Here is a 21,419-nt window from a genome sequence, read left to right on the forward strand (position 1 = left end):
TCAGGGACCGACCTCTCCGAGCAGCGCGGGCGTCGCGGTAGGCGCCGCGTCCAGGACGGCGTCCAGGGCGTCCGCCACGGTCCGCGGCGCGAACGCGGCGGCGTTCACCACGCAGGCGACGTGCAGCACGTCGCCGAGCCGGGTGAGGTGGACCCCGATCCGGTGGCCCCAGACCGGGACGAGGCCGGCCGCGACGCGGCGGGGCCCGACGCCCCACGGCAGGTCCTCCCACTCGCCGACCCGGCCGCGGTCGGACCACCCCAGGGTCGGCCAGCCCTCGCGCAGCGCCGTCGGGGCCACGGTCCGGACGTGGCCGCGGGCGCGTCCGGCGAGGTAGCGCACGAGCGGTTCGCCGCCGTCGACGGCGAGGCGCCGTTCCCGGTCCAGCACCGCCGGGTCCGGGTCGGGCGTGAGGCGGAGCAGGGCCACGAGGTTCCCGCCCTGCCGGTGCTCGCCCAGGTAGCGGCGCAGATCGACCGGCATCGACACCACCTCCGGCCCGATGCCGCGCGCGCCGAGCTCGCCGACCAGCCCCGCCAGCAGGACGGCGGAGAGGGTGACCCCGGGGTGGTCACGGTCGCGCCGCGCGCGCAGCGCCCCCACCGGCACCGCCCGGGTGAGCAGGACCGGCGCGTCCGGGGTGGGCGCCGGGTCGCCCGGTCCGGCCGGGCGCGGGTCGGGCCGGCGCAGCGCGGAGACCAGCCGCCGGGGGTGTCGGCCCCAGCAGGCGGCGGCCGCCCGGACGACGCGCAGCCGGGGCGCGGGGCGCAGGCCCGGCAGGAGGAACGGGGAGCCCCCGGGCGCCAGCAGGTCGTGCACGAGCGCCCGGGAGGTGCGGGCGTCCCCGATGCCGTGGCTGTGCACCACCGCGACGTCCCGCGGCCCCACCAGGACCCGGACCGGCGGACCCGACCACGGCCGTCCGCCCGCCTCCAGGGCCGCCGCGGTGAGGTCGTCGTCGACGACGGTCGTGACCGGCCCGGGCCGGTCGCGCCACCACGAGCCGGGAGGCATCGCCTCCAGCAGGGCGGTGTGGCGGCGCTCGACGTCGTCGGGGTCGGGCGCGAGCGGGCCCAGCACGGTGGTGACCTGCGCGCCCGCCCAGCAGGGGTCGAAGGCGGGTCCCCGCTCAGATCGCACCGCGACGCTCCCGGGGCACGAGCAGTACGTCGCGGTCGCGCGGGGCGGTGAGCTCCGCGGGCGACATCTCCGGGAGGTCGCCGGTGGGGTGGACCGCGGTCCAGCCGTCGGCGAGGAGCTCCGCGATGACCCGGTGGAGCCGGGCCGCGCCGGCCAGCACCTCGACCAGGACGATCGGCCGGCTGCGCCGTACCTCGTCGGCGGCCGCCTCCAGCACCGTGGCCTCGGAGCCCTCGATGTCGAGCTTGACCAGGTCGCGGCCGGCGAACAGCTCGGCCGCGGGCACCGTCGGCACCCGCACCGACGTCGTGGCCGCCCGGTGCCCGACCTGCTCGGTGCCCTCCCGCAGGAAGGAGCCGGTCGGCGCGGTCTGGTGCGACTCCTGGTCGGGGAAGGCGAGCTCGACCTCGTCGGGCCCGTGGGCGCCGACGACGGCGGCCTCGACGACATCGACCCCGGAGAGCCCGTTCAGCGCGAGGTTGTGCCGGGCGACGGCGGCCGCCTCGGGGGCCGGCTCGACCGCGGTGTAGCGCCCGGGGCAGGCGCGCGCCCCCACCACCGAGTAGTAGCCCACATTCGCGCCGAGCTCGAGGACGTCGCGCGCCCCGGCGCACAGCCTGCGCCAGCACTGCGCCTCGGCCTGCTCGTAGCCGGCCTCGCCGTACCACCACAGCACGCGCTCCAGTCGGGTGCCGGCGACGACGAGCCGCTCCCCCTCGCCCCCGGGCACCTCGACCCACTCGGCGTCGAGCGACCGGTAGTAGAGCACCCGCGCCGGCACCCGCCACGTCGGCGACCGGACCCCGTCGGCGTCGATCCACCGGTCGTGCACCAGGGCGACGGCCTTGTCCGGCACCACCCGCAGGCCCGCGTCGAGCGAGCGGCGCGCGAGCACGCGCGCCCGCCGCAGGGGCCCCAGCCGCTGCGGGGTGTTCAGGAAATCGATCACGGGGCCTCCTGGCGGACGGCGCGGCGGGCCACGATCTGGGCCCCGGCCAGCGCGACCGCGGTCGCGCCGGCGAGCCCCCAGGCGACACCGGTCACGCCGCCGCAGAGCAGCCCGAGCACCGCGCCGACGACGAGCATCACCATGCGAACGAGCTGGACCACGAAGACGGTGCGCCCGCGCCGCAGACCGCGGAGCAGGGCCTGGGCCGGGACCGTCAGCGCGGTGAGGACGCCCTGCACGGCGACGGGCACGACGAGCGGGGCGAACGCGGTGAACTGGCCGAAGAACACCGCCATGAGGGGTCCGTGCAGCGCGGCGACCAGCACGAGCCCGACGACGACCGGGCTGACCGCGACGAGCACCCGCACCGACGCCGCGCGGAGCGCGGCGGACGAGGCGCGGGCCCGCACCATCACCGGGGTCACCAGCACGAGCAGCGCGCCGAGCACGACCAGGGCGGGCTGGTAGGCGAGCAGCTGGGCGGCCCGCAGCCCCCCGGCGTCCGTCGCGCCGAGGACCGACCCGGTGAGCAGCAGCACGAGGAACACCTCGGCCGAGCCGAGGACGGCGACCACCGTGAACCACCCGGCGACGTCCCGGGTCGCGTGCACCCAGGGTCCCGGGCGGCGGGGGCGCACGTCGGCCGTGAGGACGAGCAGCGCCACCCCGGCGAGCGCGCCCGCGCCCCAGGACACGGCCAGTGCGCCGATACCGACCGGGGGCCCCAGCCAGAGCCACAGACCCAGGACCGCGAGCTGCACCAGCGCCCACGCGACGTCGAGCAGCAGCGCCGAGCCGGGCCGGCGGTCGGCGAGGAAGACGTAGCGGCCGGCGTCCTGCAGCAGCGCGCCCGTGAGCCACGGCGCGAACACCCGCAGCTCGGGCGGGCCGACGAGCGCCGCCGCGGCGCTGAGCACCAGGCCGATGACGAGCGTGAAGCCGATCGCCGAGCGCACGAGGGCGGCCCGGCGTTCGTCGTCGAGGGTCGGGAGGTGGACGAGCATCGTCGACCCGATGAGCCCGCGACCCGCGGCGAGCACGAGCGTCACCCCGGCGAACGCGAGCACGAACGCCCCGAAGGCGTCCGGGTGCAGCAGCTGGGCGGCCAGGTAGGCGGTGACGACGTTGGTGGCGGCGTTGAGGCCCTGGCCCGTGATGCCGAACACCGGGCCGCGGACGCGCGAGAGCCGGGTGGCGACCGGTGTCGCCGACACGACCTGCTCCCCCGCGGCCACTGGTGACGTGCCCTCCCCCCGGGGCGGGGACGGCTGGTGGCGCGTCGCGTTCCCCCGGAGGGAGGGTGCGCGCCGGGGCCGTCCGGCCCCGTCGGCGAGGAGTATGCCGAGGCGTCGTGACGCCCTGAGCACCACCCGTCACCGCCCGCGACCGCACCGCCGTCCCCGGGCGGCTCGTCGCAGCCCGGTCGCGTGGTAGTACGGTCCGCCCACTCGTCGGCTCGAGGGGGGATCGTGCGACGCCGGGTCATCACCTTCGGGACGTTCGACCTGTTCCACGTCGGCCACCTGCTCCTGCTCGAGCGGGCCGCCGCCCGGGGTGACGAGCTCGTCGTCGGCGTCGCGACCGACGCGCAGACGCGCCGGCGCAAGGGCCGCGACCCGGTGTTCCCGCAGGACCACCGGATGGCGATCGTGGCGGCGGTCCGGTGCGTCGCCGCGGTCTTCCCGGAGCACCGGTTCGAGGACAAGCACCGCCACATCGCCGACCGGGGCGCCTCCGTGCTGGTGATGGGCGACGATTGGGCCGGCCACTTCGACCACCTCGCGCGGCTCTGCGAGGTGGTCTACGTCCCTCGCACTCCCGCGATCTCGACGACGGCGACCATCGCGGCCATCGCCGAGCGCGGCCTCGCCCCCGGCAGTGCCCCCGAGGTCCCGGTCGCGGGGGTGGTCGCGCGGTGACGGCGGGCGGCCTGCTGGCCCGTCGGCGCCGGTCGGGCACGCCCGGCGGCGGGTCCGAGCCGCGCGGGCGGCGGCTCGCGGCCCGCGTCGTTCGCGTCCTCAACCGGCTCGTGCCGTCGGCGGCCGACCGCTGGGCCCTGGTCGGGGTGCCCGACGTCGAGGACGGGCTGGTCGCGGTGGCCGCCGACCTGGTGTCGCGGGGGCTGTCCGTCACCCTGCTCACGGCTGCCGACGCGGTGCCCGCCGGGCACCACCCGCCCGAGGTGCGGATGGTGCGGCGCGACCGCCTCGCGGGGCTGTGGGCCTTCGTGCGCGCCGGCGTCGTCGTCACCACCCACGGCGTCTACGACCACACGCCCGCCGGGCGGGGGCAGACGCTCGTGTACACGTGGCACGGGGAGTCGCTCGGCAAGCGCGCCGAGTGCCTCCTCGGGCTGCCCGCGAAGCCCGACGGTCTCGCCCCGGTCCTCTCCGACCTCGGCGCGCTCGAGCGGTGCGCCGAGTTCGGCCTCCCCCCGGCGCGGGTGCCGGTGATCGGCGCCCCCCGCAACGACCGCATGCTGCGCGCGGCCCGGCGGCCCGCCTCGCCGTGGCGGAAGCGCCTGACCGGCGCGCGCACCGTACTGATGTGGATGCCGACCTTCCGGGCCGGGCGGTCCGGGTGGCGCGAGCGCGTCGACGGCACCCGCGGCGACGCCGGCATGCCGTTCACCGCCGAGGAGCTGCGCCGGCTCGACGACCTCCTCCTCGCCCGCGACGCCTGCCTGCTGGTCAAGCTGCACCCGGTGGCGGCGGAGGGCTACGGGCTGGACACCCGCGCGATCGTGCCGGTCACCGACGCCGACCTGCTCTCCCAGGGGCTTACCGTCTACACCGCGCTGCCGCTGGTCGACGGGCTGGTCACCGACGTGTCGTCGATCTGGGTGGACCACCTGCTGCTCGACCGGCCGCAGGTCTTCGCCTTCCCCGACCTCGACGAGTACCGCGCGACCCGCGGGTTCGTGCTCGAGCCGTACGAGGCGTGGCTGCCCGGACCGGTCACGCGGACCGTGGAGGAGCTCGCGGACGCGGTCGGCGAGCTCGCGGCCGGCCGCGACCCGCACGCGGCGGCCCGGCGGGACGCCCGCCGCCGACTGCACCGCTTCACCGACGACGGCGCCGCGACCCGTCTGGTCGATCTCGTGCTCGACACGCAGCGGGAGACGGGGAGCCGGCCCGGCCCGGGCTACTGTCCGCCCCGATGCTGAGCCGACGCGGTGCGCTCGGGGCGCTGGCCGCCTCGGTCGGGCCCGCCGCACTGCTCACCGCGCCGGCGGCCTGCGCCCAGGAGAGCGACGCGACGCCGACCGGGGCGCCCACCGTCCTCGCCCCGGCTCCCTCGGGCGGAGACGACCTGCGGGCGCTGTCCGCCGCGCTCCCCCGCGCCGGGATCCTCGTCCTGCAGGCGGGCACGTACCGGATCAGCGGGCGCCTGGCGCTCGGCTCGATGCAGGACCTCGTCGGCGCCGGCGGCAACCTCACCGGCGGCGCGGCGACCACGGTGCGCTGCACGGCGGCCGGGGCGGGGCTCGACATCACCGAGAGCGCCGGGATCTCCGGCAACCTGCTGGTCGACGGCGCCGGCGTCGCCACGGCCCCCGTCGTGCGCTCCCTGGGGACCAGTGGCGCCCAGCGCACGTTCCTCAACCTCGCCGTCCTGGCCAGCGCGGGCGACGGCCTCGCCGTGCACGGCGCCCAGAACGACACGTGGCTCGGCTGCGACGTCCAGGACTCGGCCCGCGACAACCTCGTGCTCGACCAGGGCGCGGGCGGTCACGCGTTCCTGCGCTGCGAGTTCAACGCGGCCGGGCGGTACGGCCTGCGCAGCGACGCGACGCTGCCCGGCGGGCCGTACGCCGTCCCCACCGACAACACCTTCGACCACTGCCTCTTCGAGCGGGAGCACTCGGGCACCCGCACCGCGGTGAGCAGCGCCTACCTGGCCGCCTGCGACGCGCTGACGTTCACCGCGTGCAGCTTCTACGCCACCGCGGCCTCGACCGGGCCGCGGCTCGACGTCCGCAGCCCCGGCACCGTCACCGTCTCGGGCGGGCGGGTGCAGGGCGAGTCCGCGCAGGCCGGGGGGACCGGGCTGCGGGTGGTCGACGGGGCCCACGTCGTGCTCACCAACCAGGTGCGGTTCGAGAACCTGGCCACCGGCGTCGAGATCGTCTCCGGGAACCCGACCCTCGACGTCCTCGGCAACGTCTTCTGGAACGGCGTCGGCGCCCGCTACGGCGGCGGCGGCAACGCCGACGTGTCGGTCTCCTCGCCGGTCGACTCGTCGGTGCGCATCCGCCGGCAGGTCGCGGCCGGGGCCGCACTCGGGGTGTACGTCGAGGGTGAGCGCGGGCTGCGGCTGCAGCTGGGTTCCGACGGGAGCCTCGGGCTCGGCGACGGGTCGGGATACGTACCGAAGGCCGAGCTCCGCGCGGGCGGACCCGGCGTGCTCTCGATGCCGCCCGGCCAGGTGGTGCAGACCGGCCGCGGGCCCTCGCCCGCCCGCCCGCCGGCGGCCGCCGTCGGGGCCGGTGCGCTCTTCTACGACACGACGCTGCGCCGCCCGGTCTGGTCCAACGGGACCGCGTGGACCGACGCGCTGGGCAACCCCGTATAGGGGTTCCGAGCGATGGGCCCCATCGCTCGCTCTATCCGAGCGAAGGTGCCCCTCGCTCGACGGAGTCGCGGTCCCGGAACCTCAGCCCGCCACCCGGTCGTCCCGCGCGGTGCGGAACGACCGGCGGTACTGCTGCGGCGTGGTGCCCATCCGCCGGCCGAAGTGCTTGCGCAGCCCGGCCGCCGTCGCGAACCCGCAGCGCGCCGCCACCGCCTCGACCGGCAGGTCGGTGTCCTCGAGGAGCTCCTGGGCCCGCCGGACGCGCTCCGCGGCGAGCCATTGCACCGGGGTCTCGCCGGTGACGTCGCGGAAGCGGCGGGCGAACGTCCGCGGGCTCGTGCCCGCGGCCTCCGCCCACTCCCGCACCTCGATCGGCGCGTCGAGCCGCTCCCGCGCCCAGTCGAGCCAGGCACCGAACGGCGTCGACGACGGCTCCGGCACCGGCGTCGGCACGAACTGCGCCTGCCCGCCGTCGCGGTGCGGCGGGACGACGCTCCACCGCGCCGTCATGCCCGCGACGCGGCTGCCGTGGTCGAGCCGCACGAGGTGCAGGCACAGGTCGAGCCCGGCGGCCGAGCCCGCCGAGGTGAGGACATCCCCGTCGTCGACGTAGAGCACGGCCGGCTGCACCGCGACCGCCGGGTGCCGCCGGCGCAGCTCCTCGAGCGAGTTCCAGTGCGTGATCGCCGGCCGGCCGTCGAGCAGGCCCGCCGCCGCGAGGACGAACGCGCCGGTGCAGATCGACGCGATCCGCGCTCCCCGGGCGTGAGCGCGGCGCAGCGCCTCGAGCAGGTCCGCCGGGAAGTCCTCCCGCCCGTCGCGCGGCGGGGGCACGAGGACCGTGTCGGCGTCGTCGAGCGCCTCGAGCCCGTACGGGGAATCGAGTGTGCCCCACTCCCCCAGCCGCACCGGTCCGTCCTCACCGGCGCAGATCCGCAGGTCGTACCAGGGGATCCCGAGGGACTCGCCGCGGGAGGCGCCGAATACCTCGACGATGGTCGACAGCTCGAACAGCGGCGCGCGGTCGGTCACGGGCGCGGCGACGACGTGCATGGCAGGAATGTATCCGAACGCGACGTTCCTGCCACTCGTGGTGCGGTGGGCGGCGCCCGACGATGAGTGCCATGACGCGGATCGGGACGGCACTCCGGAGCTGGTGGGACGAGCAGCAGCACGTGTGGGACACGTTCCTGCGCCTGCAGCGGCCGTGGGAGCAGGAGGGGCCGCTGCGCTGGGAGCAGCGCCTCGGCAACGGGTGGGAGCTGCACGGGTCGACGCTGCCGGTGGACGAGCCGGCGGCCGGACCGCGCTAGACCCGGGAGGACCCGTCGAGGAGCGCGTCGAGGGACGCGACAGGGCGGTCGGCGTCGTCCTCGGTGGAGTGTCGGCCCGTCCGACGCCGGTCGACGGCCTCGCACCCTGACCGGGGTCAGCGGTGCCGGGTGCTCCAGAGCAGTCCGAGAGCCACCAGGACGAGGACGACGGAGAGCAGGTCGGCGGTCGTGACCGCGTGGCTGCGCGAGAGCACCAGTAACTTCGGGCCCTCCACCGCCTTGTTGAGCGGCAGCCAGAGGAGCGCCGCCGCGACCAGTACCGCCGCCAGCACCCGACGTGCCGATCTGCCCACGCCGACCACTCCACCACGAGCCCCCTGTCTGGGGGTGAGCGGGCCGCGGTCCGCTGGCCTTCGGTCCGCCGGCGATCTGGCGAGGCAGCGGCCGGACGAGGCTGTCTAACCCCACGGTCGGCCGGCGCGCACTCAGACGGATGACAACATCCACAAGCAGGGGCCGTCACGTCACCGACGCCCGACGAGGTGGAACTGCGGGCTGCGCTGACCCGCACGGCCGACCGGGGCGGGCCCAGCGGCAGGTCCGAGGTGGCCCGACGGTTGACGTCGATCAATCACGGCGGACGTCGGGTTGCTGACGCACCAGGGCCACCGCCTCGAGCTGTGAGCTCACCTCGAGCTTGGTGAGGATCGAGCGGATCTGCGTACGGACCGTCGGCATGCTGACGACGAGACGGTCCGAGATGGCCGCCGCCCGTAAGCCCTCCACCAGGAGTTCGAGGACCTCACGCTCCCGACGGCTGAGTCGGCCGAGCCGGCGGGAGAGCTCACGTTCGCGGGCAAGGTAGCGGCGGTGGCGATCCACCCATTCCCGGTGTTCGACCTCGCTCATGACGGGTTCGCCCCGTGCTGCGTTGGTGATCGTCCTCAGCAGCACGTCGAACGAGCTGGACTTGGGTACAGAACCGATCGCTCCCGCAGCGATGGCGGCGGCCACGCCCGGCTGGTCGACGCTCCCGCTGACGACGAGCACCGACCAGTTCCGCTCGCGCAGGCGCCCGACGAAGTCGGCACCGTGCCGGTAGATGCCCTCGTCATCGCGGCCGAGGTCGAGATCGAGCACCACGAGTCCGGCGTGGGTCGGACGACCCCGGGCGAGCGCGATCAGGTCGCCGACGGGGATACGGCGAGCGTCCAGCCCGCGGGAGCGCAGCGCCATCGTCAAAGTCGTGCTGAACAGCTCGTGGTCGTCGATGACGAGGACCGGGTACTGCCCGTCGTTCGACGGGACGTCGACGGGGATCATGCCGTCCGGCACCCGTCGCACTCACCACCACGATTTCCCTGACCGGCTCGCTCGCCCGCCTTGAGCTGGAGCACCACGACGCATCCGGGAGACCGCGGGTCCGACGGAAGGACCTCGATGGTGGCGTCCTCGGCGGACAGCAGCGTGCGGCAGACGTGCAGTCCAAGACCCAGACCGCCCGCTCGGCGGTCTCGGGTGCCGGGCTCGAGGACCGCTTGCTCGCGACCAGCGGCAATCCCAGGCCCGAAATCCCGGACCCGGACCTCGACCCTCTGCCCTCGCTGGACCACCGCGATCCGCACCGGGCTCCCAGGGGCGTGCCGCTCAGCGTTGGAGAGGAGGTTCGTCATGACCTGGGCGAGCGTGCCCGGCGCGCCGACCGCGTGCACGCCCGGTTCCACGTCCGCCCGCACGTCCATCCCCGCGCTGCGTCGCAGCAGCACGAGCCCGTCGATCGCCGGGCGCACGGCGTACGAGCGGTCGGGGTCGTCGACCTCGTTCGCCGACCCTTGTAGCAGGCACTCGAGACGACGTAGTTCCCCGGCGACGACCCGGCTCAGCTCCCCCGACTCCGAGCCGCCGCCCAGGACGGCGGTAGCTCCGGCCAGCCCGGCCAGCCCGTTGCGTAGGTCGTGGTCCCGCTCGGCGGCACGTGCCAGCCTGATCTCCGCGCTGCGGAGCTCCTTCTCGTGGAGGGCCTGCTCGAGGTCCAGGAGGAGCATCGCGCGGCGGAGGACCCGAAGAGCGCCGCACAGCACCACGGCGAGCGCCACTACACGGAGCCCGGCGAGCGTCGGCGCCGGCTCTGCGACCGCCGCAACCGACCGCCCGGCCTGCAGAGCCCCCAGCATCGCGAGCCCCGCACCGACCACCACCAGACCCAGGCCCCGTTCCACGGTTGCGCGGGCGACGACGACGAGACCGCCCACGATCCACGCCAGCGCCACCACCACCCACCAGAGCCGGGAGCCCCCCACCTCTACCGCGACGGCCGGCGCCACCGCGGCCCACACCACGCTCGCTGCCGCGGCCGCAGCAACCACCCCGGCCAGCCCGACGAGCAATCGGGTGGCTGCCGGCGGCGCCGGCGCGAGCAGGACGAGCCCCCAGAGCACCACCCCGACGGCCGCGACCACGACCACACCTGCGGCCGCGGTCGGGTCCTGCCACGACTCGAACCCGCGGACGGTCGAAGCCGGGACGCCGAACAGGCTGTACCACCCCACGGCGAGCCCGACCCAGGTGACACGAGCATCCCCGTTCAGACGCCCCGCGAACACCATCATCAACGCGGCCGCGCTGCCTCCGCCGACCGCGAGGACCGCCAGGAGGAGCACGAGCGCCGGCGTGGCCTTGGTTTCTGGCTCGCCCGCCAGACCCAGCAGCGCCAGCGCGGCCCCGACCAGCGTCAGAACCGTGATCAGGTTCAGCACGAGCCGCCGGGTGACTCGTGCGCGCCGAACCGCAGCGCGGGTCCTGTTGATGCGCGTCAGGCGCACCGTCACCGCGTCGACCAGCGGCCGACCATTCCGTTCCCCGTTGAACGTGTCCGTCATCCAAGTTCCCCCGCAGCCCCGGCAGCGCTTCTCCTCGACCTTTCGAGGCGGGGTGTAGCCCGAAAGGATCTCTCGCGTGCAAAGATATCAGCAGCGCGTGAGAAAAGCCCTCGTTCAAAGGGCACAACCGAGTGGCATGCGGGTGGCATCACTCTGCGTGGGATTACCCAGTGAGTACAGTATTCGATGTCAACAAAACGCAAAATCAATGTCCGGTGAACGACGATCAATTCAGCGAGACCGTCTGACCTGTTGGGGAGGAGGCCGACCGGATCGTCGAGACCGCGGTCGTGTACGCCGCGTGCACGGTGATCGTCGTCCGCGGCTGAGCCCTCCCCGGTCGACCGCGCCCTCCCGGTCAGCCCCGCAGCGCGCGCACGACGGCGGCCGGGTCCGGCGCCGTCGTGATCGCCGAGCTGACCGCCAGGCCCGCCACCCCGGTCGCCCGCACCGCGGCGGCGTTGTCGGGCGTGATGCCGCCGATGGCGACCACCGGCAGCGTCCCCTCGACGAGGCCGACCAGTGCGGCGAGCCCCTCCAGCCCGATCCCCTCCCCCGCGTCCGGCTTGGTCGCGGTCGTGAACACCGGGCCGGCGCCCAGCAGGTCGACCGTGCCCGCGGGCAGGCCGCGGGCCTTCTCGACGTGCTCGGGCACCGTCACCGAGAGCCCGATCGAGAGTCCGGGCCCGGCGAGCCGCCGGGCGGCCTCGACCGGGAGGTCGCGCTGCCCGAGGTGCACGCCGTCCGCGCCGGCGGCGAGCGCGACGTCGACGCGGTCGTCGACGACGAGCGCGACCCCGGACCCGTCGAGCAGGTGGCGTGCCGCCACGGCCGCGCCGTGCAGCTCCCGGGTGCTCGCCGCCGGGGAGCGCACCTGGACGGCGGTGACCCCGGCCGCGACGGCCTCCCGGAGCAGGTCCGCGACGCGCCGCGGGCCGTGCACCGGGTCGAGGACGAGGTACAGGGTCGGGTCGACGGGAGCCACGGGTGCAGTGCTACCCGCGCGGCCCCGGGCGTCAGTCGGGATCGGGGCACAGTGGCGCGTAGACGAACCCGTCGTGCTCGGCGACGTCCCCGACGACGACGTCCACCGGACGCGCGAACCCCGGCCCGTCGGTGACGAAGGTGTGGAACTCCCCGTTCTCGCCGCACGGGTCGACGCCGTCGGGGAGCTCGCGCAGCAGGTCGGCGTCCCAGGGGCGGCCCGCGAGCGACGCCGGGGCCTGGGCGGGATCCACGCACACGACGACGGCCCGCAGCCCGGCGGCGAGCATCCCGGCGGCCAGGTCGCCGGTCGGGCGCTCCCACAGCGGGAAGCGGGCCGCGACGCCGGTCCCGTCGAGCGACCGCTCGCGGTAGGCGCGGACGTCGGCCAGGAACAGGTCGCCGAAGACGACCTCGTCGGCGCCGTCGCGGCGCAGCTGCGCCCAGGCGGCTCCGGTGCGTTCCTCGTAGACCTCGTTCGGGCACGGCCAGGGCAGCTCGACGAGGTGGAGCGGCAGGTCGAGCGCCGCGGCCTGGCGTCGCAGCAGCTCGGTGGGGACCCGGCTCATCGCGACCTCGCCGGCGGACGCGTCGAGGGTGGTCATCAGGCCCGCGACGTCGACGTCGCCACGGGCGCGCGTCTCGGCGAGGGCGAACGCCCCGTCCTTGCCGCAGGACCAGCTGCCCCACGCCCGCCGTCGTGCCATGGCGGGCACGGTAGGACGGGTCCGCGGCGCGATGCGCGACCGGGCGACCGCGTCGCGGCGACCCGGTCGTCCCGCAGCACACCCGCCTCGGGCGGACGGGTCCGCGGCGCGATCCGCGACCGGGCGACCGCGTCGCGGCGACCCGGTCGCTCGAGACCCCGACGGTCGAGGACCGACCGTCCCCCACGGCCCGGAGATCGGCGTCCCGGCTCAGAGCGCGGCCCGCATCACCGCGCGCCCCTCGGCCCGCCGCTGCGCCCGGCCTTCCCGCGCGTACCAGGCGCTCATCACCGCCGCGGCCATCGCGAGCTCGACCAGGTCGCCGCCGGCGAACATCACCTGCGCGCCGAGCTCGACGCCGGGCACGGCCGGCAGCCCGTGCGCGTACATCAGCTTCGCGAGCACGCCGTGCGCCGCACCGGCGAGCAGGAGCACCAGCAACGTCCCCGGCAGTCGCGGCCGGTGCGGGAGCGGGTCGCGTCCGGCGACCACGGTGCTGAACAACCAGCCCCCGAGGACCATGTGGGTGCGCACCCCGAGGTCGACCCACGCGTGCTCGTGGGCCAGGCCGAACAGCGGGGTGAGGTAGAAGGCGTACATCCCGCCGACCTCGAGCAGCAGCGCCACCGGGGCCCACGTCAGCAGCCGGGCCGCGCGGCTGTGCACGACGGCCAGCACCCGCCGTCGCGCGGGCATCGGCACGGTGCGCAGCAGCAGGGTGAGCGGCGCCGACAGCGCGAAGAGCAGCGGGGCGGCCATCGCCATCAGCAGGTGGCCCACGGCGTGGACCGCGAACACGTCGGGGTGCGACGCCACCGGCGGCACCAGTGCGGCGCCGAGCACCGCCAGCCCTCCCACGGCCGCCGTCGTGCGGGCCACCGGCCACCGGTCCCCACGCCGGAGCAGGCGCCGCACGCCGGCGAGGTAGAGCGCCGCCACGACCGCGATCGGCACGAGCGGCAACCACGACGCCGCCGAGGCGCCGGCCGGCGCCATACCGGGCATCGGGCTCACGACGAGCCGTGGCGCTCGGCGATCGGGTGGGCCGGACCGAACAGCAGCGCGATCCCGACGACGACACCGAGGGCCCCGGAGAGGTCCCACGCGAGGTCGTAGGGCAGGAGGTCCACCCCGTAGCGGATCTGGTGCAGACCCATCGCCTTGTGCTGGACGAGCCCGTCGTAGACCTGGAAGGCGCCCCAACCGATCAGCCCGCCGGCCCACACGCGGCGGGGGACGGTCGTGCGGCGGCGCTGCAGGTCGGCGAACCAGAACAGGCCGACGACGATGGCCAGCCAGCCGCCGGCGTGGAAGAACCCGTCCGAGACGAGACCGACGTCGGAGGTGGAGCGGTCGTAGAAGTGGTGCCAGTGCAGGATCTGGTGGAACACGGTCTCGTCGAGGAACGAAGCCACCCCGATGCCGAGGAGCACGCCCGCGCCGACCGACCGTCCGGGCATCGCCCGCCGATCCTGCGCACGGGCCTCGGTGCTCACCATGACCGGTGCTTCCCGAGCGTCACCGCCGGCGAAACCAGACGACCCCCAGCCGCTGCACCGCCTCGGGCACCCGCAGGAACCCCGCCGCCGTCCTCCCGGGACCTCGTCGTCCGTCGGATCTCCGGCGCAGGTACCCAGGAGCGCCGCGCCGAGTCGGCGGCTTCAGGGGGTGCCGAAGTCCTGCAGCACCCGCTCCAGCGGGGCCGGGTCGACGGCGACCTCGCCGGCGAAGGGGTGGTCGATCGCGACCGACACGAAGAGCAGCACCCCGATCAGGGCGGTGAGGCTCGCGATCATGAAGCTGTGGAGCAGGGTGCTGCTCATCCCGAAGATCATGGCGAACCCGATGGTCACCACGGCGCCGACGATCAGCGCCACCCACAGCACCCCGGGCACGCCCTGCTCGACGTAGTCGAGGCGCTGCGAGCGGGCCGTCACCAGGTCGTTGAACCGGTCGGCCTCCACCGAGACGTACTGCTGCTCGGCGGGCGTCGTCGCGGGCAGGGCGGCCAGGTCCCGGGAGAAGGTGTCGAGCACGGCGGCCACCTCGGGGTCGCCCTGCACCCCGCGGTTCATCGCCGGCCACTCCCGCTCGACGGCCACGTGGGCGTAGTCGTTGACGTCGGTTCGCAGGCGTTCCCGGACCTCGGGCGGGAAGACCGTGCTGTCGCGGTAGACGTTGCGCAGCGCGCTGGCCTCCTGCCCGACGACGCCCTCGGCGCCGCTGAAGTTCTCCCAGCTGACGATGACGACGAAGGCCAGCAGCACGGCGTAGATCACGCCGACGACGGCGATGATGAACCCCGCGACGTCGTTGTGGTCGCCCTCGCGCAGGGCCGCGAAGCGGTGCCGGAGGGCGACCTGGATCCCGACGGCGACCGCCGGCAGGACGACGATCAGCAGCACGGCGCTGACCCAGATCGGCAGCGTGGTCATCCCGCCTGACCTTGCTCGGGGTACTGGCACCGCGCATCGTCCATCCGGGGCAACATCAGCACCCGCGGTGATGACGATCGCGGCATCCGGGGCTGCTCTACCGTCGCGGCCATGTCCCGCTCGACGCCGTCCTCCCCCGCACCCCCGCCCGACGACGACCTGCGGCGCACCGTCGAGGCGGTCCTCCCCGACGCCCGGCGCGACCTCGAGGCGCTGGTGCGCATCCCGAGCATCTGGGCCGATCCCGCCCACGCCGAGGACACCCGCCGGTCCGCCGACGCCGTCGCGACGCTCGCCCGCGGCGCGGGCGCGGCCGACGTCTCGGTGGTCGCCGCCGCGGGCGGGGCACCCGCCGTCGTCGCGCACTGGCCCGCTCCGGACGGCGCGCCCACGGTCATGCTCTACGCCCACCACGACGTCCAGCCGACCGGCGGGGACGAGCTGTGGACCAACCCGCCGTTCGAGCCGACCGAGCGCGACGGGCGCCTGCATGGCCGCGGGGCCGCCGACGACAAGGCCGGCGTCATGACCCACCTCGCGACGCTGCGCGCGTTCGACGGCTGCCCGCCGGTCGGGGTGGTGCTATTCGTGGAGGGCGAGGAGGAGTCGGGGTCGCCGACGCTGCCGGCGCTGCTCGCCGAGCACGCCGACGCGCTCGCGGCTGACGTCATCGTCATCGCCGACGCCGCGAACCCCGCCGTCGACGTCCCCGCGCTCACCACCAGCCTGCGCGGGCTGGCCAACGTCGTCGTCGAGGTCTCGGTGCTCGAGCGGGCCGTGCACTCCGGCATGCTCGGCGGGCCGGCCGGGGACGCGCTCACCGTGCTGTGCCGGCTGCTCGCGACGCTGCACGACGACAAGGGCGACGTCGCCGTCGCGGGCCTGGTGCGCGGCGCGTCCGACGCGCCCGACACCGCGGAGGAGACCTTCCGCGGCGACGCCGGGCTGCTCGACGGCGTGGAGCTCCTCGGCACCGGCACCATCACCGAGCGGCTCACCCACCGGCCGGCGATCGCCGTGCTGGGCATCGACGCGCCCGCCGTCGACGGCGCGGCCAACGTGCTGCTCCCCCGCGCCCGGGCGATGGTCAGCGTCCGGCTCGCCCCCGGCGACGCCGCCCCCGACGCGCTCGCGGCGCTCACCGAGCACCTGCACCGTCACGTGCCCTGGGGCGCGCACCTCGACGTCACACTCGCCGCCTCCGGGGAGCCCTTTGCGCTCGAGCCCGCCGGCACCGTCTACGACCTCGCCCGGGCGGCCCTCTCGTCGGCGTTCGGGCACACCGCGGTGGAGATGGGCATGGGCGGCACCGTCCCCTTCATCGCCGAGTTCGCCCGCACCTTCCCGGGCGCCACGGTGCTGGTGACCGGCGTGGGCGACCCCGCCAGCCGCTGGCACGGCATCGACGAGAGCCTGCACCTCGAGATGTTCGGACGGTGCGTGCTCGCCGAGACGACGCTGCTGCGCTCCCTGGCGGAGCGACGTCCCGACGATGCTGCTTGACCGGTGCAGGCGCGTGTCGGGATCGGCACGTCCTGCCGATCGCCTTCACGTACGCCGGGTGCGGATTCGCAGGACGAATCGCGGTCGAGCCCGAGCGCCCGTTCGTCTTCCCGAGTGAACGATTCGGATTTCAACGAACACTCCGCGACTGGACCGATCATCACGGTGGGTTGTGTCGTGTCAGACAAGATCGCCGTACCGGGCGGTAGGAGTCCATACTCGCCCGCATTCCCGACGCGATGAACGGAGCCTTCATGACGATGATCGGCAGCCCCTGGGACGTGGAGACGGGGACCGAGTGGAGTGCCGAGCAGCCGCAGCGTCCGGAGTGGTTCGACGAGCTCGTGGAGCTCCACGTCCTGAGTGCCCACGGCGACGACCACGCCGCCCGTGACATGGCGCAATGGTCCGCGCAGGACCCCCAGGTCGCGCTCTTCTCCACCCAGCTCCACGCCACCCACCGGAGCATCTCCGGGGACTGATCGCGGCCCCTCAGCCCTCCGCCGGACCCGTCGCCCGGGCTTCTCGGGTGACGGGTCCGACGTCTGTCCGGCCCCTTTTCCGGGGCTCCCACACGGATCTCGACGAGGCATCACCGACCGTGAGGACAATTCTCCCGACGGGATCTTCGGGTGTCTCTCGGCGCCACCCGCCCAGGCCAGTCCGATCGACCAGGGTGTTCGGCCGACGACGTCGCGCCGCGGCGGGCGCCGGTGCGGCGAGCGGCGCGTGTCGTGAGGTGTCCGCATGCGTCCGCCACGAGGAGGCAGGGCGGGCACACCGCCCACCGCACGCGCCTCCCTGCCCGCCGTCGCACCCCGTGTGCGCCCGGCTCGCCGCCGCCGATCTCCCTAGCCTGCTGGGCAGACCTCCGCTCCCCAGCACAGGCCCTCGGCACACCCGATGTCGGGGCCCGAGGACCGACAGATGCTCAAAGGCTTCAAGGACTTCCTGTTCCGCGGGAACGTGATCGACCTGTCGGTCGCGGTCGTGATCGGCGCGGCCTTCACCGACGTGGTCACCGCCGTGACGAACTCGTTCCTCAAGCCGCTCATCCAGCTGCTTTCCCCCGGCGACGTGGGCGAGATCGCCGGCACCGTCCGCGTGGACGGCGTGGTGTTCGACTACGCGACCGTCATCAACCAGACGATCACGTTCGTCATCACCGCGGCGGTCGTCTACTTCTGCGTGGTGGCGCCGATGAAGGCGATCCAGACGCGTCGCCTGCGTGGGGAGGAGTCGGGACCCACGCAGCCCACCGACGTCGAGCTCCTCACCGAGATCCGCGACCTGATGCTGAGCCAGGCCACCGCCTCGGGGGCCCCGATCCCCGCGAGCGTCGGGTCCGACCCCGACGACGTGGCCTCGCTCGGGCCACGCTCGCCCGTCGACCCGCTCCCGGCGATCGGCGCTGACGCCGCCGGGACGTCCCCGGTCCTCCCGCGTGCCCAAGCCCCCGCGCCGTCGGGCCTGCCCCGGTGGGCGCAGGACGTCCGCCCCGCCCCGCCGAACCCCGCCCCGCCGCAGCCCGCGGCTCCGAGGCCCTCAGCGCCGCGGCCCTACGCCGAGGCAGCCGCCGGGCACGCGCCGGAGGGCCGCTCTCGCCACAGCCGGACCTGACCGGGCGACGGTGAGCGCGCGCCTCAGCCGAGCCGGACGCGCGCGAGCACGGCGCGGTGGTCGCTGCCGGGGAGATCGAGGACCGTCATGTCCACCGGCTCGGGGCCGCCGCCCGTGAGCACGTGGTCGATCTGCGCGCCGGCCCACCAGGGCCAGGCCGCGTTCCAGGTCCCGACGAGGCCCTGGCCGCTGACCACGCCCGCGTCCTGGCAGCCGCGCGTCCCGTCGCGGAAGAAGCGGTGGTCGAGCGTCGCGTTGAAGTCGCCCGCGAGGACCACCGGGCCGGCGCCCGGGCGGCACCACGTCTGGAGCTGCGGGAGCTCGCGGGCCCAGCTCCCGATCTTCTGCGGTACCGGGGCGGAGACGTGTACCGCGACCAGTCGCAGCGCTCCCAGCCGTCCGTCCGAGAGTTCGAGCCACGGGTCGAACCGGCCCTGCTCGATCACGCGACCCGCCACCGGGCCCAGGGAGGCCGCGGTGAGGACGGTGACGCCGGCGACGTCGGGCGCCCCGGGACGGGCGGCGACGGACGACCGGTAACCCAGGTCGGGGATCGCCGCAGTGACCAGCGCGGAGTACCGCGTAGCCGACTCTGGGAGGACGACGACGTCAGGCCGGACCCGCCGGACGACCTCGGCCAGGGACTGGACGTCCGCCTCACCCCGGTCGACGTTGAACGAGAGCACCGTCAGCGTCGGGGCGGTCGACGGCGACGGGGGTCGCGCCACTCCGCGCGGCACGACGAGTGCGAGGGCCACCACGCTCACCGCCAGGAGCGCGACTGCCGCCGTCCGCATGCGTCGGTATGCGAGTGCCGCCAGTGCGAGCACGGTCGTGACGACGGCCAGCTGCGGCCGGAACGCGATCGAGTCCGCGAGTGGCACCACCCCGTCGAGCCCGAGCCGGTCCGGCAGGAGCACGAGCACACCGATGACCGCTGCCACCGCCGCCCCCACGGGGCGTCCCGCCGACCGGGGGCACCGGCGAGGCGGTGGCGTCTCGCCGGCCGTGCGCGCCATGCGCCCAGCACACCAGGTCCTGCTTGAGATTCACGTCTCGGAGACCGTCCCCGGCGGCCGAGCGAGACCGCCCGGGTGGGATCGTCGGCTGTGATCACCCGACCCGAGGAGGGATGGTCGATGACACCCCACGAGCCCGCCGTCGTGGCGGTCACCGGAGCCACGGGTGCCCTCGGGTCCCGCGTGGCCCGTCAGCTCGCGGAGCACGCCGTCCCGCAGCTGCTGGTGGCGCGCGACCCGCGCCGCCTCCCCCGCTACCCGGGCACCGAGCACCGTGGTCCCGCCGCGTACGACGACCGCGCCGCGATGCGCGATGCCGTGGCCGGCGCGACGACGGTGGTCCTCGTGTCGGGCCGGCCGACCGGCCGGCGGCTCGAGGAGCACGCCACCGTCGTCGAGGCCGCGGTCGAGGCCGGCGTCGAGCGGGTGCTCTACGTGTCGCTGCTCGGGGCGGCTCCCGACGCCACGTACCGCAACGCGCGCGACCACTGGCTCACCGAGCAGTACCTCGCCGCCGCGCCGATCCGCCACACCGTGGTCCGCGCCGGCATCTACGCCTCGACCCCGGCCTCCCTGGCCGACCACGAGCTCGTCGTGCGCGGCCCCGGCGGCTCCGGGCGGGCGGCGTTCGTGGCGCACGAGGACCTCGCCGCAGTGATCACCGCCCTCGCCCTCGACGAGCACGGCGACGAGCACGACGGCGCGGTCCTCGAGGTCACCGGGCCGGAGGCGCTGACCCTCGAGGAGGCGGTCGAGGAGATCGCGCGCGCCAGCGGCAAGCCCTACCGCTACGTCCGCGAGACCCCCGAGGAGGCGTTCACCCGCCGGCTGGAGCTGGGGCTGTCCGGCGAGCAGATCGAGGCCTGGATCTCCTGGTACCTCGCGATCGCCGACGGCGGGCTCGCGACCGTCACCGACGTCGTCCCCCGCCTCACCGGCGACCCCGCGACACCGGTGTCCGAGATCGACTGGTGGCCGGCCCCGGGGCGGGCGAGCTGAGGGCGCCGGTCAGGGTGGCGGCGCGTCGGCGTCGCGCAGCCGGGTGTGCTGCAGGGACACCCCGTACGACCGGTACTGCGACATCGTGAACCAGATGTCGGGCCCGTCGTTCCAGCGCGGGAGCAGATAGGGCGCGTACGCCTCGGGGTGCGCGCGGGTGGTGGTGACGACCTGGGGCGCGCTCCACGGCCCGGTCGGCGACGGGGCCGTGCGCAGTACGATCTGCCCGGTCGGGTCGACGAGCGTCGTCATCAGCCAGGTGCGGTAGTACGAGTTCCACCGCACCGAGAGCTCCCCGGCCGGGCCGCGGAGCACCGGCACGGAGTCGCCCTCGGTCGGCGACCAGCCGTGCCCAGTCCAGTACCGGTAGGCCGTGCGGTCGAGCAGCCGGTCGGCCGGGACGCGGGCGAGGGACACGTCGCCGTAGCGCCCGCCCGGGATCCCGTAGACGTAGACCCACGGGTCAGGCGCGCCCGGGAGCGGGGACACGTCGCGGAACAGGCCGGGCACCGCGTCGGGGTGCGGGGCGAAGGGGTCGTCGGCGCCGCCGGGGCGCACGTAGGCGACCTGCCCGAACCGGGTGTCCCCCGGCCACAGCGCCTCCGGCGGCCGGTGCCAGGTCTGCCCGCCGTCGTCGGAGTACGCCACCCCGGCGTCGTTCAGCGGCCAGCGGCCGGGAGGCGTGGCGAAGGAGCGCACCGACATGTAGTGGAGATACATCCGCCGCCCCACGGCGATCCCGTAGGTCGGGATGACGGTCCACTCCGCGCCGTCCACCTTGCGGGACCCCAGGATCTCGGCGGCGTGGCCCGGCCGGTCGGAGATCATCCGGCTGAGCGCGAGACCGTGGTCCGGGGAGGCGGGCGGGTCGACGAAGCCCAGCACGTTGCTGCGCCAGTCCGGATGCGGGGCGGAGAAGAAGTGGTCGGTCGACACGCCGCCGTAGGTGTCCCCGAAGGCGACCGCCAGGCGGCCGTCGACGGTGAACATGTGGCCCAGGTCGGTCCCGGCGATCCCGAAGCGCGCCGCGGTGTCGCCCCCGGCCGCCCGCGGGCCGACGAGGTCGGCGACCGAGCGGGTCGCCGCCGGGTCGACCACCCAGCGCGGCGGCGCCGGCCGCGGTGGTGGCGGGGCGGTCGGCGGGGGCGGCGGGGCCGGGCCGCCGTCGGAGAGCACGGCGACGACGGCGACCACGGTGACGACGGCGAGGCTGATCGCCACGCCGAGCCGGGTGGGCGGGGGCCCCGGGGCGCGCGGGGCCGCGTGACGTGGTCCGGCGCGCGGGCGGGCACTCGTAGTGATCACGGCCCGGCATCGTAGGAACCGGGCTCCCCC

General features: G+C 75.3%; 21 protein-coding genes and 1 pseudogene. 8 read left to right on the top strand and 14 right to left on the bottom strand.

The features are described from left to right. The 3 genes from HH311_RS24685 to HH311_RS24695 are packed head-to-tail and all read right to left on the bottom strand — an operon-like array spanning position 1 to position 3,303. Positions 1 to 1,140 (bottom strand): hypothetical protein, encoded by a 1,140-nt coding sequence (locus tag HH311_RS24685; RefSeq protein WP_169186352.1) that lies wholly within the window; start codon positions 1,138 to 1,140, stop codon positions 1 to 3. Then, positions 1,130 to 2,089 (bottom strand): FkbM family methyltransferase, encoded by a 960-nt coding sequence (locus HH311_RS24690; protein ID WP_169186353.1) that lies wholly within the window; start codon positions 2,087 to 2,089, stop codon positions 1,130 to 1,132. The genes HH311_RS24685 and HH311_RS24690 overlap by 11 nt, the downstream gene beginning before the upstream one ends. Further along, on the bottom strand, positions 2,086 to 3,303 hold the full coding sequence (locus HH311_RS24695) for a hypothetical protein (protein ID WP_169186354.1): 1,218 nt from the start codon (positions 3,301 to 3,303) through the stop codon (positions 2,086 to 2,088). Before HH311_RS24695 ends, HH311_RS24690 begins: the two co-directional genes overlap by 4 nt. A gap of 255 nt (positions 3,304 to 3,558) precedes the next feature. Between HH311_RS24695 and HH311_RS24700 the strand changes: the two genes are divergently transcribed. Genes HH311_RS24700 through HH311_RS24710 form a run of 3 tightly spaced genes read left to right on the top strand, consistent with a single transcriptional unit; the run spans position 3,559 to position 6,664 of the window. Then, entirely contained in the window at positions 3,559 to 4,008 is a 450-nt protein-coding gene (locus HH311_RS24700) for an adenylyltransferase/cytidyltransferase family protein (RefSeq protein ID WP_169186355.1), read from the top strand. Then, positions 4,005 to 5,255: a CDP-glycerol glycerophosphotransferase family protein gene (locus HH311_RS32190; protein WP_169186356.1), complete on the top strand. Its 1,251-nt coding sequence runs from the start codon at positions 4,005 to 4,007 to the stop codon at positions 5,253 to 5,255. The genes HH311_RS24700 and HH311_RS32190 overlap by 4 nt, the downstream gene beginning before the upstream one ends. Beyond that, positions 5,249 to 6,664, top strand: a complete 1,416-nt coding sequence (locus tag HH311_RS24710) for a right-handed parallel beta-helix repeat-containing protein (RefSeq protein WP_169186357.1) — start codon at positions 5,249 to 5,251, stop codon at positions 6,662 to 6,664. The genes HH311_RS32190 and HH311_RS24710 overlap by 7 nt, the downstream gene beginning before the upstream one ends. 81 nt (positions 6,665 to 6,745) lie before the next feature. On the opposite strand, the gene HH311_RS24715 is transcribed toward HH311_RS24710, so the two are convergent. Then, the gene (locus HH311_RS24715; protein ID WP_169186358.1) at positions 6,746 to 7,717 is read right to left on the bottom strand and encodes a helix-turn-helix domain-containing protein; all 972 of its coding nucleotides are present in this window, start codon (positions 7,715 to 7,717) and stop codon (positions 6,746 to 6,748) included. Between the two features lie 71 nt (positions 7,718 to 7,788). Here HH311_RS24715 and HH311_RS24720 point away from each other — a divergent pair, with 71 nt between their 5' ends. Continuing rightward, the gene (locus HH311_RS24720) at positions 7,789 to 7,977 is read left to right on the top strand and encodes a hypothetical protein (protein ID WP_169186359.1); all 189 of its coding nucleotides are present in this window, start codon (positions 7,789 to 7,791) and stop codon (positions 7,975 to 7,977) included. Between the two features lie 116 nt (positions 7,978 to 8,093). Here HH311_RS24720 and HH311_RS24725 read toward each other — a convergent pair whose 3' ends face one another. The 8 genes from HH311_RS24725 to HH311_RS24760 all read right to left on the bottom strand — a co-directional run bounded on the left by HH311_RS24725 (position 8,094) and on the right by HH311_RS24760 (position 14,943). Then, positions 8,094 to 8,291, bottom strand: coding sequence for a hypothetical protein (locus HH311_RS24725; RefSeq protein ID WP_169186360.1), 198 nt, complete (start codon positions 8,289 to 8,291; stop codon positions 8,094 to 8,096). 274 nt (positions 8,292 to 8,565) lie between these two features. Then, positions 8,566 to 9,261: a LuxR C-terminal-related transcriptional regulator gene (locus HH311_RS24730; RefSeq protein WP_282439713.1), complete on the bottom strand. Its 696-nt coding sequence runs from the start codon at positions 9,259 to 9,261 to the stop codon at positions 8,566 to 8,568. Continuing rightward, the gene (locus tag HH311_RS33565) at positions 9,258 to 10,766 is read right to left on the bottom strand and encodes a sensor histidine kinase KdpD (RefSeq protein ID WP_169186362.1); all 1,509 of its coding nucleotides are present in this window, start codon (positions 10,764 to 10,766) and stop codon (positions 9,258 to 9,260) included. The genes HH311_RS24730 and HH311_RS33565 overlap by 4 nt, the downstream gene beginning before the upstream one ends. 409 nt (positions 10,767 to 11,175) lie before the next feature. Then, on the bottom strand, positions 11,176 to 11,802 hold the full coding sequence (thiE, locus tag HH311_RS24740; protein WP_169186363.1) for a thiamine phosphate synthase: 627 nt from the start codon (positions 11,800 to 11,802) through the stop codon (positions 11,176 to 11,178). Between the two features lie 31 nt (positions 11,803 to 11,833). Further along, positions 11,834 to 12,508: an ATP-binding protein gene (locus HH311_RS24745; protein WP_169186364.1), complete on the bottom strand. Its 675-nt coding sequence runs from the start codon at positions 12,506 to 12,508 to the stop codon at positions 11,834 to 11,836. Positions 12,509 to 12,718: 210 nt separating this feature from the next. Further along, positions 12,719 to 13,513, bottom strand: coding sequence for a cytochrome c oxidase assembly protein (locus HH311_RS24750; RefSeq protein ID WP_169186365.1), 795 nt, complete (start codon positions 13,511 to 13,513; stop codon positions 12,719 to 12,721). Between the two features lie 5 nt (positions 13,514 to 13,518). Further along, positions 13,519 to 13,968, bottom strand: a complete 450-nt coding sequence (locus HH311_RS24755) for a DUF2243 domain-containing protein (protein WP_211190757.1) — start codon at positions 13,966 to 13,968, stop codon at positions 13,519 to 13,521. 201 nt (positions 13,969 to 14,169) lie between these two features. Next, entirely contained in the window at positions 14,170 to 14,943 is a 774-nt protein-coding gene (locus tag HH311_RS24760; RefSeq protein WP_169186367.1) for a DUF4239 domain-containing protein, read from the bottom strand. A 111-nt stretch (positions 14,944 to 15,054) separates the two neighbouring features. On the opposite strand from HH311_RS24760, the gene HH311_RS24765 reads away from it, so the two are divergent. The 3 genes and pseudogenes from HH311_RS24765 to mscL all read left to right on the top strand — a co-directional run. Further along, positions 15,055 to 16,446, top strand: a complete 1,392-nt coding sequence (locus HH311_RS24765; RefSeq protein WP_169186368.1) for a M20/M25/M40 family metallo-hydrolase — start codon at positions 15,055 to 15,057, stop codon at positions 16,444 to 16,446. A 254-nt stretch (positions 16,447 to 16,700) separates the two neighbouring features. Further along, positions 16,701 to 16,928, top strand: coding sequence for a hypothetical protein (locus HH311_RS24770; protein ID WP_169186369.1), 228 nt, complete (start codon positions 16,701 to 16,703; stop codon positions 16,926 to 16,928). 445 nt (positions 16,929 to 17,373) lie between these two features. Then, positions 17,374 to 17,742 (top strand): annotated as a pseudogene (gene mscL / locus HH311_RS32200) (large conductance mechanosensitive channel protein MscL); the annotation flags it as partial. Positions 17,743 to 18,089: 347 nt separating this feature from the next. Here mscL and HH311_RS24780 read toward each other — a convergent pair. After that, positions 18,090 to 19,010: an endonuclease/exonuclease/phosphatase family protein gene (locus tag HH311_RS24780; RefSeq protein ID WP_169186371.1), complete on the bottom strand. Its 921-nt coding sequence runs from the start codon at positions 19,008 to 19,010 to the stop codon at positions 18,090 to 18,092. A 195-nt stretch (positions 19,011 to 19,205) separates the two neighbouring features. Here HH311_RS24780 and HH311_RS24785 point away from each other — a divergent pair, with 195 nt between their 5' ends. Next, positions 19,206 to 20,084: an NAD(P)H-binding protein gene (locus HH311_RS24785; protein ID WP_169186372.1), complete on the top strand. Its 879-nt coding sequence runs from the start codon at positions 19,206 to 19,208 to the stop codon at positions 20,082 to 20,084. 9 nt (positions 20,085 to 20,093) lie between these two features. Here HH311_RS24785 and HH311_RS24790 read toward each other — a convergent pair whose 3' ends face one another. Further along, the gene (locus HH311_RS24790; RefSeq protein ID WP_169186373.1) at positions 20,094 to 21,389 is read right to left on the bottom strand and encodes a DUF4185 domain-containing protein; all 1,296 of its coding nucleotides are present in this window, start codon (positions 21,387 to 21,389) and stop codon (positions 20,094 to 20,096) included. Positions 21,390 to 21,419 lie beyond the last annotated feature (30 nt).

The organism is Actinomycetospora sp. TBRC 11914 (genome assembly GCF_012933465.1).
Lineage (GTDB): Bacteria > Actinomycetota > Actinomycetes > Mycobacteriales > Pseudonocardiaceae > Actinomycetospora.

Coding starts and splice junctions, on each gene's coding strand:
- HH311_RS24710 (WP_169186357.1), top strand. CDS start 5,249: ATGCTGAGCCGACGCGGTGCGCTCGGGGCGCTGGCCGCCTCGGTCGGG.
- HH311_RS24715 (WP_169186358.1), bottom strand. CDS start 7,717: ATGCACGTCGTCGCCGCGCCCGTGACCGACCGCGCGCCGCTGTTCGAG.
- HH311_RS24720 (WP_169186359.1), top strand. CDS start 7,789: ATGACGCGGATCGGGACGGCACTCCGGAGCTGGTGGGACGAGCAGCAG.
- HH311_RS24730 (WP_282439713.1), bottom strand. CDS start 9,261: ATGATCCCCGTCGACGTCCCGTCGAACGACGGGCAGTACCCGGTCCTC.
- HH311_RS24745 (WP_169186364.1), bottom strand. CDS start 12,508: ATGGCACGACGGCGGGCGTGGGGCAGCTGGTCCTGCGGCAAGGACGGG.
- HH311_RS24750 (WP_169186365.1), bottom strand. CDS start 13,513: ATGCCCGGTATGGCGCCGGCCGGCGCCTCGGCGGCGTCGTGGTTGCCG.
- HH311_RS24755 (WP_211190757.1), bottom strand. CDS start 13,968: ATGCCCGGACGGTCGGTCGGCGCGGGCGTGCTCCTCGGCATCGGGGTG.
- HH311_RS24760 (WP_169186367.1), bottom strand. CDS start 14,943: ATGACCACGCTGCCGATCTGGGTCAGCGCCGTGCTGCTGATCGTCGTC.
- HH311_RS24765 (WP_169186368.1), top strand. CDS start 15,055: ATGTCCCGCTCGACGCCGTCCTCCCCCGCACCCCCGCCCGACGACGAC.
- HH311_RS24770 (WP_169186369.1), top strand. CDS start 16,701: ATGACGATGATCGGCAGCCCCTGGGACGTGGAGACGGGGACCGAGTGG.
- HH311_RS24785 (WP_169186372.1), top strand. CDS start 19,206: ATGACACCCCACGAGCCCGCCGTCGTGGCGGTCACCGGAGCCACGGGT.